13 protein-coding genes and 1 pseudogene are annotated in these 13,520 nt (G+C 64.1%); 8 read left to right on the plus strand and 6 right to left on the minus strand.

Annotation, left to right across the window (positions count from 1 at the left end):
* Positions 1–73: 73 nt before the first annotated feature.
* The 6 genes and pseudogenes from ACFQGD_RS27455 to ACFQGD_RS27480 form a co-directional block, all read right to left on the minus strand.
* Positions 74–487, minus strand: a complete 414-nt coding sequence (locus ACFQGD_RS27455; RefSeq protein ID WP_345399036.1) for a hypothetical protein — start codon at positions 485–487, stop codon at positions 74–76.
* A gap of 1,182 nt (positions 488–1,669) precedes the next feature.
* A complete protein-coding gene (locus ACFQGD_RS27460) occupies positions 1,670–2,881 on the minus strand; it encodes an IS256 family transposase (RefSeq protein WP_417368041.1) in 1,212 nt (403 codons plus the stop codon).
* A gap of 224 nt (positions 2,882–3,105) precedes the next feature.
* Positions 3,106–3,693 (minus strand): group II intron maturase-specific domain-containing protein, encoded by a 588-nt coding sequence (locus ACFQGD_RS27465; RefSeq protein ID WP_345399031.1) that lies wholly within the window; start codon positions 3,691–3,693, stop codon positions 3,106–3,108.
* A 51-nt stretch (positions 3,694–3,744) separates the two neighbouring features.
* Positions 3,745–4,773: a hypothetical protein gene (locus ACFQGD_RS27470; RefSeq protein WP_345399028.1), complete on the minus strand. Its 1,029-nt coding sequence runs from the start codon at positions 4,771–4,773 to the stop codon at positions 3,745–3,747.
* A gap of 134 nt (positions 4,774–4,907) precedes the next feature.
* Positions 4,908–5,123, minus strand: a pseudogene (locus ACFQGD_RS27475) (IS3 family transposase); the annotation flags it as partial.
* Positions 5,124–5,237: 114 nt separating this feature from the next.
* On the minus strand, positions 5,238–5,987 hold the full coding sequence (locus tag ACFQGD_RS27480) for an IS3 family transposase (protein WP_345399025.1): 750 nt from the start codon (positions 5,985–5,987) through the stop codon (positions 5,238–5,240).
* Here ACFQGD_RS27480 and ACFQGD_RS27485 point away from each other — a divergent pair.
* The 8 genes from ACFQGD_RS27485 (at position 5,976) to ACFQGD_RS27520 (ending at position 13,502) form a co-directional block, all read left to right on the plus strand.
* Positions 5,976–6,434, plus strand: a complete 459-nt coding sequence (locus tag ACFQGD_RS27485; RefSeq protein ID WP_345399022.1) for a site-specific integrase — start codon at positions 5,976–5,978, stop codon at positions 6,432–6,434. The two genes, ACFQGD_RS27480 and ACFQGD_RS27485, sit on opposite strands and share 12 nt — an antisense overlap.
* 35 nt (positions 6,435–6,469) lie before the next feature.
* Positions 6,470–7,462: a tyrosine-type recombinase/integrase gene (locus ACFQGD_RS27490; protein ID WP_345399019.1), complete on the plus strand. Its 993-nt coding sequence runs from the start codon at positions 6,470–6,472 to the stop codon at positions 7,460–7,462.
* Between the two features lie 129 nt (positions 7,463–7,591).
* Positions 7,592–8,707 carry a tyrosine-type recombinase/integrase gene (locus tag ACFQGD_RS27495; RefSeq protein WP_390183717.1) on the plus strand — a complete coding sequence of 372 codons (1,116 nt, stop codon included), beginning with the start codon at positions 7,592–7,594 and terminating at the stop codon, positions 8,705–8,707.
* Entirely contained in the window at positions 8,708–9,040 is a 333-nt protein-coding gene (locus ACFQGD_RS27500) for a helix-turn-helix domain-containing protein (protein WP_345390872.1), read from the plus strand. It abuts the gene before it with no gap.
* Between the two features lie 3 nt (positions 9,041–9,043).
* On the plus strand, positions 9,044–10,018 hold the full coding sequence (locus ACFQGD_RS27505; protein WP_390221072.1) for a hypothetical protein: 975 nt from the start codon (positions 9,044–9,046) through the stop codon (positions 10,016–10,018).
* A 517-nt stretch (positions 10,019–10,535) separates the two neighbouring features.
* Complete coding sequence (locus ACFQGD_RS27510; RefSeq protein WP_390221041.1) at positions 10,536–11,444, plus strand: hypothetical protein; 909 nt, start codon at positions 10,536–10,538, stop codon at positions 11,442–11,444.
* Between the two features lie 363 nt (positions 11,445–11,807).
* Entirely contained in the window at positions 11,808–11,939 is a 132-nt protein-coding gene (locus ACFQGD_RS27515; protein ID WP_345390878.1) for a hypothetical protein, read from the plus strand.
* A gap of 102 nt (positions 11,940–12,041) precedes the next feature.
* Positions 12,042–13,502, plus strand: a complete 1,461-nt coding sequence (locus tag ACFQGD_RS27520) for a tyrosine-type recombinase/integrase (protein WP_345390881.1) — start codon at positions 12,042–12,044, stop codon at positions 13,500–13,502.
* Positions 13,503–13,520: the final 18 nt, after the last annotated feature.

A 13,520-nucleotide genomic window follows, 5' to 3' on the forward strand; every position in this document is an offset into this window, starting at 1 on the left:
TTTCTGTTTTCCCGTTGACAAACCTAACTAGACGCCGACCTGTCACCCTCATCGCATTCCGACGGCGATAGTGTCAGACGTTCCAGTCCGTCGGAACGTCTCCCCACGCCTTGAGGAAGTTGTTGAACGCACCCGCGTTTTCGATGGCCGCTGACATCGGTCCCTTGGCAAACTTGATCTTGCCCGCCAGCAGCAGCTTGCCCCCTTCGGTCTCGCCACTCGCCGCTTCTTTCCATGTGTCGATGTCAGCGTTGATTTTCAGCCAGAGGTCACCTTCGTCGTACTTGGCAGGCGCTGCCTCGGTGATCCTCGCTTCATTCCACTCCAGGTGCATCTTGAGGTCTTCGCGCCCAACGACCCCGAATTCCATCCGGTTCGTGAAGCTCTTCGGATCCTTGAAGCCCTGGTACATCGCATCACTTGCGTTGCACGCCTTCATGGCGGCCTCGCACCATTCAGAAGAGAAGAACTTCAGGTTTTCGGCCATCTCTATTGCTCCTTCCGTTCGCTTCGTGCTGCGACATTGTCGGTAGCACGAATGGCGTCCGCTCATCCCGCATGACCTCGTCCATCGCCCGGACCTGAACGATGGTTCAACACGCCCGCCAATCGCACACCCGAATCGACGGCTCGTGGGCCATGTCACAGAAGTGTGGGGCAGAGCTAGCGTGAAACCTATCGACGTTCCTTAAGGTGGAACACAACGGCCGGTCATCTTCGATCGTGGTTAATGAGCTTCAGCGGACTCGAACCACTTCACGTCGAAACCCTCCGACTCGTGGCATCAGTGCTAGCGTAAGCCGTATCAGTAGTGAAAGCACCGGCTTGTTACGACACCAGGATCGATACTTCCTTGGCCTTGATCGCACTGAAGTTCCCTAAAGACCTAGATAAGATATCGTCTCCGTCGAGTCCAAGGCTCTACCGCGCGTTGCGACTGGCGTCAGATAATAGTCGTTACAGTGCAGCTGGCGAGAACTTCCATGATCATCATTCGGCCGCCAGCGCTTCGGTGATCACGGTGAGCCCCGACGTAGTGACCTCGACCGGTACTCGCTGGCCAACTTTCATCGGACAAGCTGGCCGGATTAGTCCCGCGTGCACCAAGTCATGCGCGGTTGCCTGGTCACAACAGGCACGTCCATCAACAAAAAGGTCAGGTTCGCAACTGCAGATCATTTCTACGCGACGTTCGGCGACCACACGGAGCATCTGCATGCGACAGGTCTTTCGGGCAACTCCCGACTACCTGCCACCGACCGACCGCTCGGTCATGGCCATCGTCATGTCCTCTTCCGTGATGGACAGGTGTCCGCAATGTTCAGCTACACGCTTACTGGACTTTGTCCAGCTAACAATGACGGGTGTCCGATCGGCATCGATACAGGTTCCGCATAATGTTGCACACATCATGCCCGTGCCCGACTGAATTTCCACCGCTACCACAGACAAATCTTCGACGCTGCGACAGCCCTCGCAGCAGTCAGAGAGCGGACACTGGGTGGTGTCCTCGGGATCCACCAACATACTTCTTAACTCCAGCTATAGTAATTCAACGCACGCTTTAAGCGTGTCGTCCGTTAACTCGTCGGGCGCACCTTGTTCCTCAACGTGGAACAGGGCGATTGACGAGGGTCTGTAGCAGCAACGGTGTTTTCAGCGTTGCTGTCTAGTAGGTTTCAGCGGCCGGCCAGCGGTCACTGAAGGTGATGGCCATGGCGTTGATGACGGGCTTCCAGCGCATGGTCCATCGGGCGCGGCCTGCTCCGCTCGGGTCCAGGCTGCGAGTCACAAGATACAGGCATTTCATTGCCGCTTGCTCGGTCGGGAAGTGCCCGCGGGCCCGCACCGCGCGTCGATACCTTGCGTTGAGTGATTCAATCGCGTTTGTCGAACACAACACTTTCCTGATTTCGACATCGTAGGCGAGGAATGGCGTGAACTTTTCCCACGCGTTCCGCCATAATTTGATCATCGCTCCATATTGTTTTCCCCATTTCTCGTCGAGGTCATCCAACGCCGTCAGTGCGGCGTCAGCGTTGGGGGCCGTGTAGATCGGTTTCAGGTCACGCTTCAACGCGTCCCAGTGCTTTTTAGAGACCAGACGGAATGAATTCCTGAGTAGGTGGATAAGGCATGTCTGGACAAGGGTGAGTGGCCATACGTTCTCCACCACGTCTGGGAGCCCCTTGAGACCATCGCAGACGAGAAAGAACACGTCCCGGATGCCACGATTTTTCAGGTCCACGAGCACCGACATCCAAAACTTGGCTCCCTCGCCACCGGTGCCCATCCATAAGCCCAGCACGTCCTTGCAGCCGTCCACGGTGACGCCGATGACCGCATACACCGGCCGGTTGGCGACCTGCCCGTCACGAACTTTGACGACGATCGCGTCCACGAACAACGCCACATACGTCGAATCGAGTGGCCGGGACGACCATTCGTGCATCTCGGCAAGGACAGCGTCGGTGATCCGTGAGACTGTTTCCTTCGACACCGACGCCCCATAGATCTCGGCGAAATGCGCCGAGATCTCACCGGTCGTCATGCCTTTCGCGTATAACGACAACACAATCTCGTCCACCTCGCCGAGGCGACGCTGCCTCTTCTTCACAATCTGCGGGTCGAACGTGCTTTCACGATCCCGAGGCACCTCGATCTCGACCTCACCAACCGCGTCGGAGACCACCGTTTTCGACCTGCTGCCATTCCGAACATTCGAGGTGTCACGATCGGCATCGGCACGGTTCTTCTCGTGCCCGAGATGCTCGGACATTTCCTCGTTCAGCGCCGTCTCGAGGACGTTCTTGGTGAACAATTTCAACAACCCATCAGGGCCAATCAACTCCAGTCCCTGCTCCCGGGCCTGCGCCACCATTGCCGCCGCAGCGGCCTGCTCAGGCGACAGTCGCCGCCCCTGATTCTTAACCCTCTTCGATGCGTTCACAGCATCAGAATCCATCACTCTCGGTCACCAATCCCGCCAGGCCAACCGCCCGGCGTGTCGGACCGAAAACACCGTTGCCGACACAGTCCCACCCAGGCCCAACACCCGCGCCTAGAGACACGGCACACCACCCTGTCCAGACCCGTTTCCGCAGCTCACACCCACATTCCCACCTCTAGACCAATTGAATTACGCGGAACCCGGGCGTAGCCTCGGCCTCGTTTGCCGTGCCGTTTGGACAATAGCAACGCCATGCGTTCCTCGACGTAACGGTCGAGTTTGGCGAAGCAGCGTGCCGAGCTGCCGTAGCGAAAGTACTGACGCCATCCCCGCAGGAACTGGTTGATTTCGAATACCAGCAGGCGGGTCGGGATATGGCGCCGGCTGCGTCCGGTCATGTCCCGTATCCGGGACCGGGAGCAGTCCATCGCCTTGTCACTCGGCCAACACGCCGGATAGAGATGAGACGGATACCGCCTGGATTGCACCATGCGATGGTGGAATCCCAGGAAGTCGTAGCCGTACTCGCCGCTGGCCACGCCCACGATCCGCGTCTTGGAACTGGACAGCTTCAGCCCCAGCTCGCCCAGCAGGTCCCGCAAGGCCGCCAACGCAGCCTCCGCGCGTTCCCTGGTCGGGCAACAGATCACTTCATCGTCGGCATAGCGGATGAGCACGCCCAAGCGCCGGTACCGTTGCCGCCATTGCCGGTCCAACCGGTGCAACACCACGTTGGCCATCAAAGGCGACAGCGACGATCGTATCCTGAATCCGATCCCTCATTCTCCGATCCCTCATTCATCGACATAGGCGATCATGATGGTCATCACGTCGTCGGCGGCGTGATCCATCTGGTAGACGCTGTCGAGTTGGAGCACTTCGCCCCGCCGCACAGTGCCGAGCCGGCCGCTGCACAGGGTCATTGACTCAATGTGGCCCATGTAACTGGGATCGGTACCGTAACCGGCCTCTGACGTGCACATATGCTGGCCGGTACTAACGTTCGACAATGCGAGCGACCGGCCACCATCATGCAGGTGGCCACCGGCCGCCATGATCGTGCCGGAGATCGTCGACTGCCACCGCCACGTGGTCGTCGACTCGCCAGCGGGCACGCTGTGCTGCGAATCGCCGGTGCAGTTGGCCGCGTCCAACCAGATCGGGGTGACCTCTTCCATTCCCTTGGTGTCAGCGGGAACGTGGGTGACCGTTGCCTCGACGAACACTGCCTGCGGCTCAGGCTTCATGTTCATCAACTCGACGACACCCCAGGTCATCGGGACCGCGTCCAGCTTGACCCCGTAGCCGTCCGGCAGTTTCCCGCCGGTCCGCTCATTGCCGCTCGCGAAGATACGCCTACCGGTGAGCTCGTAGAAGGAGTCGCTGTCACCGCAGGTCACATCCTGCTTGGAGCGGTCGAACAACACGGCATGGTGCAGCATGACCCCGGTGTCGTAGTTCGCGGAGGAACCATCCGCATAGGTCAAATCAGGCTTGACGCTGGTGACGTAGCAATTCGCGCACGGCGGAAACCACGGTCCGGCTACCGTTGTGTGCGTACCGTGACTATGTTCGCCGCCGCCGTCGCCGGAATGCGGCTGTGCCACGATCGGCCCCATCCGCACCGTCGTTTCCGTCGCCCCGTTCGCCAGCTGCTTTCGGTCGACGATCCTCGCCAGCGGCGCGGTCTCCGAGACAGACGAACCGACCTCTGGCACCACAGGGGCGAGCGCCGTGTCCGCAGCCGCACCCGGCATGACCAGCAACGCCGAACCCGCGGCCACCGCTGCCACTGCCGATGTCAACCGCCACAGTCGCCTCATGGGACGGCTCCCTCCGCTCATCGATCTACCTAGAACAACGGTGCCATCCCTGATACGTGACGGCACGTCATACGTGACGGCACGTCGCGTCCTGATGAGCTTGGCCCCGTTGGACGGACACCTTGGGTTGGGTGTCAGCGATCGTCGTGGGGCGACGGTCGCTCGGGGTGGTGTGTTTCGAATTCGCGTGGGCTGAGCATTCCGAGGCGGGAACGCCAGTGTGAATTGTGCCAGCATTCTATCCATTCGAAGATCGCGCTGGCAAGTTCTTCCCGGGTTTCCCATGCTTTCGTGTCGAGTAGTTCGAGTTGCATAGTGCCCCAGAAGGATTCCATCATGGAATTGTCGTAGCATTCTCCGGCTAATCGAAGATGATTAGGAACGCCTCCGGCCCGGAGAATCGGTGTTAACCGGCCAATCGAGACACTACATGTTGTGGTGCCACGATCGTCGAGATTAGCCGGTTAACGGGGATCACCAATGGTGCCCATTGAGGGAAGAATTCCGGCGGTGCGGAGTCGTTGCCCAAAGGCCCACACAGTATATTGCGATTCCGTGGTCCGAATGCAGGTTGTCGGCTCTTTTTTCGGGGGTCCGCGCAGGGTGGCCATGCCGAGTGCGTCGATGACCAGCTCAGTGCGCATGTGGCTGGCGATGGACCAGCCGATGATGCGCCGCGAGTAGACGTCCATCACCGCTGCGCAGTACAGCTTGCCCTCGACGGTGGGATGTTCGGTGATGTCGGTCAGCCACAGCTGATCCGGCCCGTCGGCCGTGAACTGACGGTTCACCAGGTCGGTTGCCGGTTCGTCGGCGGGGTTGCAGATCGTGCGGCCGCGGCGCCGGCGCCGATACAGCCCCTGCAGCCCGGCCTCACGCATGAGCCGACGCACCTGCTTGTGGTTGATCTCGATCCCGAGGCCGAGCCGCAACTCGGCGTGCACCCGTGGCCAACCGTCGGCACCGCGGGACTGTTCGTGGATCTTCCGGATTTGCTTCAGCAACAACGTATTCTCCTCGGCGCGAACCGACGGTGGGCGGCCGCGCCAGTCGTAGTATCCCGATCTGGACACGTTGAGTACTCGGCAGCCACCGCGACGTCGATTCCGTCCTCGGTCAGCTCGTGGACCAGCCGATACGTCAGTTTGGGAGGACGTTTTCCTTCGCGAAATACGCGGCCGCCCGCTTGAGGATCTCACCTGTTGACTGAACATCCTGGCGTGTTCGTGCAGGTCAGCTGCCTCTGGCCAGTACGGTCTTGGATTGTGATCAAAGACGGCAAATCGTGCGATAGGGACCTGTCGGCGTTGGTGGTGCCACTGGTGGGGCGGTTGCTCGCCACGAGTGAGCGGTACGAGCCTTACCGGATGCTCGGCCCCGACGAGGTCGGCGTGGGCCCGGTGACCGCGTTGTTCCGAGACCTGCTCGCGGCCGGGCGGGCGGAGGCGACGGTCCGCTCGTATGGGATGGATCTACTGCGCTGGTTCCGCTTCTTGTGGGCAATCAAGGTGCCGTGGAACCAGGCGTCGCGGATCGAGGCCCGGGATTTCAGCCGGTGGCTGCGGTCCAGCCGGGACGGAGGCACATATGCGGCGTCGGTGCGGGCGCACAGCGTATTAGTTACGTGGAATCACGCTCCTGAGTGGACTTTCGGCGTGTGACTTCAGGGTGAGTCGACGGGTGCCGTTGACACATCGTGATCATCACGGAGAAGTGGCCGGTCTTGGGTCGGCACGAGCGCGCGGCGGAGTGGCTGCGGATCTGGACCGATCTGGGGCGGGCGCCGCGGACGATCGACGCGTATGCGCGCGGGCTGACCGAGTATCTGGTGATGTGCGACCGGGAGGGCGTCGATCCGCTCACGGCCAACCGAGCTCATGTCGCGTACTTTGTTCGCGAGCTGACCGAGCGTCCCAGTCGGCGGGGCGCGAACGTGGTGTCGATCGACTCGGGCGCCGGGCTGGCGAACGCCACGCTGCAACAGCGCTTGGTACCCGTGCGGTTGTTTTACGACTTCCTCATGGAGGAGGGAGTGCGGGAGTCCAACCCGGTCGGCCGGGGGCGCTACACGCCTCGTGGCCGAAGTGGCGGACACCAACGCGGCCTCGTTCCTCGGCTGACCAAGTTGCCGTGGATCCCGAACGACTCGCAGTGGATGGAGATCCTCGCCGTTGCTGCGGAGGAGCCAGTCCGCAACCGCGTGATGCTCGCGCTGGCCTATGACTCTGCGCTGCGCCGGGAAGAGCTGTGCTCACTGCGCACCGACAACCTCGACCCGGCCCATCGGATGCTGCGGGTGCGGGCGGAGACGACCAAGAATGGGCTGGAACGTGTCGTTCCCTACTCGACGCCGACCGGCGCGCTTCTTTCGGGTTATCTCGCCCACAGGGCGACGATCAGCCGAGCCCGCGGCCCGTTGTTCCTGTCGGAATCACGCCGTAACCATGCCCAGCCGCTGACGCTGTGGACCTGGTCGAAGGTCGTGCGCAGGATCGCGCTGGAAGCTGGCGTCGCGAGGTTCTCCACCCACACAACGCGGCACCTGTGCCTGACCGATCTGGCGCGAATGGGATGGGAGCTGCACGCCATCGCCACGTTCGCCGGGCATCGCAGCACCGAGTCCACGCTGGCTTATATTAACCCTCGGGAATTGCATCCAACGGGCGAGAAACTGCGGGTCGCCTGCTGAGAGCGCTTCGGCAATGCCGGTGGTGGGCGGCTGCGACACGCCGTCTGACCTGCGTCGCTTGCCGAGTGATCCCGTTAGGTGCATGATCCCTGCCCCAAACGGTCCTGGTGATCTTGGTTTGGAGGCGTGGTGGGACGGGGTGATCTGGCCGGCGCGGCGCACCTGGAGCTGGTCTCGGGTGTGGTGCAGTTGCGGCCGGAGGACGCCATGGTGGAGGCGATGCTGCGCGGCTGGCATGCTCAGCAGACGGCGCGGGGGCTGCAGGAGTCCACGATGGCCCCGCGGGTGCGATTGGTGCTTCAGTTCATCTCGTTCACCAATGAGTACCCGTGGAGCTGGGGACCGGCCCATGTGGACGAGTGGACGCAGTGGCTGACCAGCGAAAAGCATCTGACCCCGGCGACGATCCGGAACTATCAGACGGATCTGCGGTTGTTCAGCGAGTACCTGTGCGACGCCCGGTATGGCTGGGCGGCCGCGTGCGAGGGCGAGTTCGGGCCGGGGGTGCATCCGGTGCCGATCTGCCACGAGTGGAACACCATCGCCCACCTCAACGAGTACGAGGGTGATGCCGAGGCGCGGCCGTTCACCCGCGAGGAGTTGCAGCGGTTCCTCGACTACGCCGACGACCAGGTCGACCGCGCGGTGCGGGCGAAACGCAAGGGCGCACTGGCTGCCTATCGTGATGCCACGCTGTTCAAAGTCGCCTATGCGTGGGGGTTGCGCCGCACCGAGACGTCCAAACTGGACATCGCCGATTGGGGCCGGAATCCGGCGGCGCCGGAGTTCGGCCGGTACGGGATGCTGCACGTCCGCTATGGCAAGGCGGTGCGCGGGCAGCCACCGCGGCGGCGGAACGTGCCCTCGGTGATGGGGTGGGCGGTCGAGGCGGTGGCCGACTACGTGGACAACATCCGTCCGAGGTTCGGCTGCGACGAGCACCCGGCGATGTGGGTCACCGAACGCGGCGGAAGGGTCAAACCGGCGGAGGTCAATGCCCGGTTCGTCGCCTACCGCGACGCCCTCGGCCTGCCGAAACAGCTGACGCCCCACTCGCTGAGGCACTCGTGGGTCACCCATCTGACAGAGCAAGGCGTGGATCGTCGGTTCATCCAGGAGGCCGTGGGGCATCGGTGTGACACGTCGACGGCGATCTACACCCATGTGTCCGGTGACTTCATGAACACCGCGCTGCGCAAGGCGTTGAACCCGGCCTTCGACCCGCAATGTCGGAAGGAATCGTGAATGACCCGCAAACTCGACTACCGGTGGCGGCTGCGAAACGTCATGGCCGACCGGGGCCTGTTCGCCACCACCGACCTGATCGAACCACTGGCCCAGCGCGGCATCCACCTGTCGTCCAGCCAGGTCTACCGGCTGGTCGCCGAGCGGCCTGAACGGTTGAGCCTGAACGTGCTGATGGCGTTGCTGGACATCCTCGACTGCACGATGGACGAGTTGATCGAGCCGATCGCCGGGGCCACCCCGCTTCGCCGGTCCAAGGCTGTCGGCGATACCGAGGCCGGGGTCGGCGGTCTGCGCCCCAAGCGGGCCCGCATCACCCGCGTCGACGGGTAGACCATGCCAGTCCCGCTGGCACCGGAGGTGCTCGCCAACCCTATCGGCGTCATCGTCGACCTTGTCGCCGCACGCGAGCCCAACTTGGACCGCACGGTGATCGAAGCCACGGTGACCGGTGTTGCCGGGGGCCGGGCCAAGCGCCGCGGCATGGCCCAAGCGCTGCTTGAGAAGCCAGTGCTGCTGGCCGACGGTCGCTCCCCAGCACCCAGGGGTGTCGGGGATCTGCTCATCGCGCTGCGCGAGGCCGGCGCGATGGAAGTTTCGCCGCCGGTCTGCGCTGAATGCGGTAAACCCCTGCGCACCCTGCAGCGCCGCGGCCAGGACTGGTACTGCGGCGTTTGCGGTCCCCGGCGAGACGCCTGCGCGGCCTGCGGCAAGGTCCGGCCGGTGAACTGCCGAGACCGGGACGGGAATCCGCGATGCGCCCACTGCCCGCCCGATGCGGGTCGGGATCCCGTCGACATCGTCGTGGGCGTGGTGACCGGCGTGGATTCGACACTGTCGGCGGACGTCGTGGCCGCCGCAGTTCGTGCGACAGTGCCCGGCGCCGGACGCCGCTATCAGCTCGCATGGGCGGTGCAAGATCGGCCCGAACTGCTCACCGGGGCTGGCGCTGAGGCACCCGTTCTCGCAGTGCTGCGGCTGGTCGACAAGCTCCGCGACGCCGGAGCGCAGGCCATCGTGCGCCCGTCCTGTCCCGGCTGTGACCGAGTCATCCATTTGCACCGCCGGATCGACGGACAGTGGCTGTGTCGCAACTGTGTGGCCAAATCCCGCGCCCAACCCTGCTCGCGCTGCGGCGTGGTCCGCGAGGCGGCCACCCGCGACGAGCACGGCCAACCGCTGTGTCCGAACTGCATGATCACCGACCCCGCCAACCAGGAAACCTGCCTCGACTGCGGCCGACGCCGTCCCGTCAACGTTCGCACCGCCGAGGGCCGCTCTGCGGCAGCTGCGTGCCATACAAGACCCTGACGTGCCAGATCTGCGGGAAGGACGCACCCTGCGTGATCTCCCAGGCGACCGGCACGCCCTGGTGCCGGGCCTGCAGACAGCGGTGGATTCGTTGCGTCGGCTGCGGCGAAGACGCACCGATCCGTGGCGGCACCCTCGATGAACCGCTCTGCGCGAGCTGCGCCCGTCCCGACCCTGGCTTCTGGCGCAGTTGCCCCAACTGCGGTCAACCCGACCGCATTCACGCTGGACGGTGCGCCCGCTGCGCCGTCCAGCAGCGGCTGCGCGACCTGCTCAGCAACGACAGCGGCGAGATTCGCCCCGAACTGCAAGGCCTCTACGACACCCTTGCCGAGGCAAAACGACCCACCACGGTCGCGAACTGGCTCAACAAGAGCGCCGCCCCGGCGATCCTGCGCGATCTGACCGGGCAATCGCTCACCCACGCGTCCCTGGACGCGCTGCCCGAGGAAAGACGGTCGAACACCTGCGCAGCGTCCTGGTCGCCATCGGAACGCTGCCGCCACGGGATGAGCAGATGGCGCGGCTGGAACGGTGGATCACCGACATCGTCGCCGACCGTGCTGACCCCGACGAGCGGCAGATGCTGCACCGCTACGCCGTCTGGCATGTCATGCGGCGGCTGCGTGGCCGAGTCAAGGGCGCCGACACCACCCACGAGCAGGTCGTCGCTGCGCAGCGGGTTATCAAGGCCGCCATCACCCTGCTCGATTGGCTCACCGATCACAGGCTCACGCTGGCCACGGCGCGGCAAGGCGACCTGGATGCCTGGCTGGCCACCACGAAACGCAGCTACCGCACCGAGGCCGGCAACTTTGTCCGCTGGGCCAAGAAACAGAAACTGACCCAGCTCGACTTCCCAGCCACGAGGTGGGACGGACCCTCCGGCCTCATCGACACCGAAACCCGCTGGACACAGGCTCGCTGGCTGCTGCACGACGACACGCTCAAACCCGAGGACCGCGTCGCCGGGCTGCTCGTGCTGCTCTACGCCCAGTGGCCCGCCGCCCTCAGCCGCCTCACCATCGACCACGTCGAACACCACGACAACCAAGTACGCCTGCGGCTCGGACGCGAGCCGATCGAGCTGCCCGAACCCCTCGCTGAGCTCGTTCTCCAGGTTGTCGCCGCCCGCCACGGCAAGGCCGTCGTCGGCGACCAGGGAACCTCCCCCTGGCTGTTCCCCGGCGGTCAGCCCGGCCGGCCCATCAGCGCATTCGGCCTCGCCGAACGTCTCCGCAAGCTCGGCATCAACTCGGCCCGATCCCGATCCGCAGCGCTGTTTCAGCTCAGCACCGAACTGCCTGCTGCCGTCCTGGCCCGACTGCTCGGCATCCACATCACCGTCGCCGTCGCCTGGCAACGCGCCAGCAGCGGCGACTGGACCAACTACGCCGCCGAAATCAGCCGCCGAAGCAGCCGATGAAGCCAGGAATTCGGACAGTTCTGATACCTGAGTCCGCCAGAGCATCTGTCTGGCCGGGATTTGGCCGACAAGCTCAGCCGTGGCATGCAACAGATCCACGGGCGGCGGGTGAGGATGCTGGCTGGCCTCGGCGAGCAGGTGCCGGGGGCGATCGAACCGTGACCGCACTGCCATCTGCGGCTTTCCACGACATCCCTAGATCCTGCGTGGTCCTGGCCGATCGACCCTACGCAGTACGATCGTTCCTCAGGGCTGGCAGTCTCCGAGCAAGTCGCACTCGACGCTCTGGGCTGGGACGTCCGCAACTGGCCGGAACGATGGCGCGATCCTGCTCAGGCTGAGTGGAGGGCGCTGCACAGGCTCGTGCTGCCGCTTGTCGCGTCGAAGGACTACCTTGACGTGCCAGACGACTGGTTCCACCGACGCTCGGCGATCGACGCGGTCGCGTTGGTGCTGCGCGGCTGCGCCGCCCACCGCACGAGCTTCTGGAGCTGAGATGCGGCAACCTGGGCCACTGTCCTGGGACCGAGTCGAAAGGACTACCAGAGAACGTATCCGCGATGGGCCGACACGTCCGCACGGTCCTACGCAATCGCCTTGGCCTACCTATTCGGGTTCACTGATCTGCAGCTGCTGGGCAACCTCGGCCGCGGCGCGCGGAAGGTATTCGGCGAGGCTCTTGTCGACCACGCGGTCGCGCAGGTCACCTCGGTGTTGCATGGCTGGGGCCAGCGGTCCCCGCAGGTCACCGCACGAACAGCGAGTCTGGTCTGCCACGCGATGTTGCTCAACCGCAGCCCGTGCCTGGCGGATCTGTCGGCGGAGGTGATTCAGGGGCTGCGCACAAACCTGACGATCCCGTACTCGCTGCGCCAGAATGTCCACAGCCTGCACCGGGCGCTGGCGGCACTCGGGTTGACCAGCTCTCCGCGACCCCCGGCCCGCCTGGCCCCACCGCCGGTGGAGGGTGTGGCCGAGCCGTGGGCCCGCTGGGTGCAGCGCTGGCACGACACGTCCACGCTCCCAGCCCGCAGTCGCAAGGACCGACGCAATCAGATGCTCCGAATGGGACGCTGGCTGGCTGCCGAGCATCCCGAAGTACAGGAACCCGAGCAATGGACGCGAGAGCTGTGCGCCGCCTGGGTCGCCGCCGTGGATCGCCTCCACATCGGTGACTACATCCAGCACAACGCCTCTCTTCAGGAACGCATCGGCGAACCACTCATGCCGCGCACCAAGAGCGGTCTGCTCGCTGGGGCACGCCAGTTCTTCCGGGACTGCCAGGAATGGGAGTGGATTCTGCGGCGCTTCGACCCGGCTCGCGCGCTGGCCACTCCCCGCAGTATCCGTGCCCTCATCGGCCCGAATCCTCGTGTGATCGCTGACGACATCTGGGCCAAGCTGTTATGGACAGGCCTCAATCTCGAGCACAGCGACGTCTACGCCAACCCAGTCGGCCGCAAGCACCCGATCGAACTGCTCCGTGCGCTGGTGTTGACCTGGTTGTTCGGCGGGCTACGCAGCGACGAACTCTCCCGCCTTCGGGTCGGCTGCATCCGCTGGCAGCACCACGGCAAGCCCATCGCCGGCGACGCTCGCGATGTCCTCGCCGAGGACGCGGTCTGCTTACTCGATGTCCCGGTGCACAAGACCGGCACCGCGTTCACCAAGCCGGTCGACGCGATCGTCGGTCAAGCCATCGAGGCATGGCAGGCCGTGCGCCCCGAGCAGCCCAAACGGCTGGACCGAAAAACCAACGAGCATGTTGACCTGCTGTTCTCCGTCCGCGCGCACCCGGTCGGCAAGACCTACATCAACCGCTCGATCATCCCCGCGCTCTGCGCCAAAGCCGGTGTTCCCACCGCGGACGTCCGCGGCAACATCACCAGTCACCGGGCGCGGTCGACCATCGCCAGCCAGCTCTACAACGCCAAGGAACCGATGACGCTGTTCGAGCTGCAGGCCTGGCTCGGTCACCGCAGCCCAAACACCACGCAGCACTACACGAACCCTCAGGAATTGCATCAGGCGGGCGCGAAACCGCAGGTCGCCTGCTGATTGGGGTTCCGCAATGGG

It is taken from the genome of Haloechinothrix salitolerans (assembly GCF_042662605.1).
GTDB classification, from domain to species: Bacteria; Actinomycetota; Actinomycetes; order Mycobacteriales; family Pseudonocardiaceae; genus Haloechinothrix_A; species Haloechinothrix_A salitolerans.

Coding starts and splice junctions, on each gene's coding strand:
- ACFQGD_RS27455 (WP_345399036.1), bottom strand. CDS start 487: ATGGCCGAAAACCTGAAGTTCTTCTCTTCTGAATGGTGCGAGGCCGCC.
- ACFQGD_RS27460 (WP_417368041.1), bottom strand. CDS start 2,881: ATGGTGGCGCAGGCCCGGGAGCAGGGACTGGAGTTGATTGGCCCTGAT.
- ACFQGD_RS27470 (WP_345399028.1), bottom strand. CDS start 4,773: ATGAGGCGACTGTGGCGGTTGACATCGGCAGTGGCAGCGGTGGCCGCG.
- ACFQGD_RS27480 (WP_345399025.1), bottom strand. CDS start 5,987: ATGTTCAGTCAACAGGTGAGATCCTCAAGCGGGCGGCCGCGTATTTCG.
- ACFQGD_RS27500 (WP_345390872.1), top strand. CDS start 8,708: ATGACCCGCAAACTCGACTACCGGTGGCGGCTGCGAAACGTCATGGCC.
- ACFQGD_RS27505 (WP_390221072.1), top strand. CDS start 9,044: ATGCCAGTCCCGCTGGCACCGGAGGTGCTCGCCAACCCTATCGGCGTC.
- ACFQGD_RS27510 (WP_390221041.1), top strand. CDS start 10,536: ATGGCGCGGCTGGAACGGTGGATCACCGACATCGTCGCCGACCGTGCT.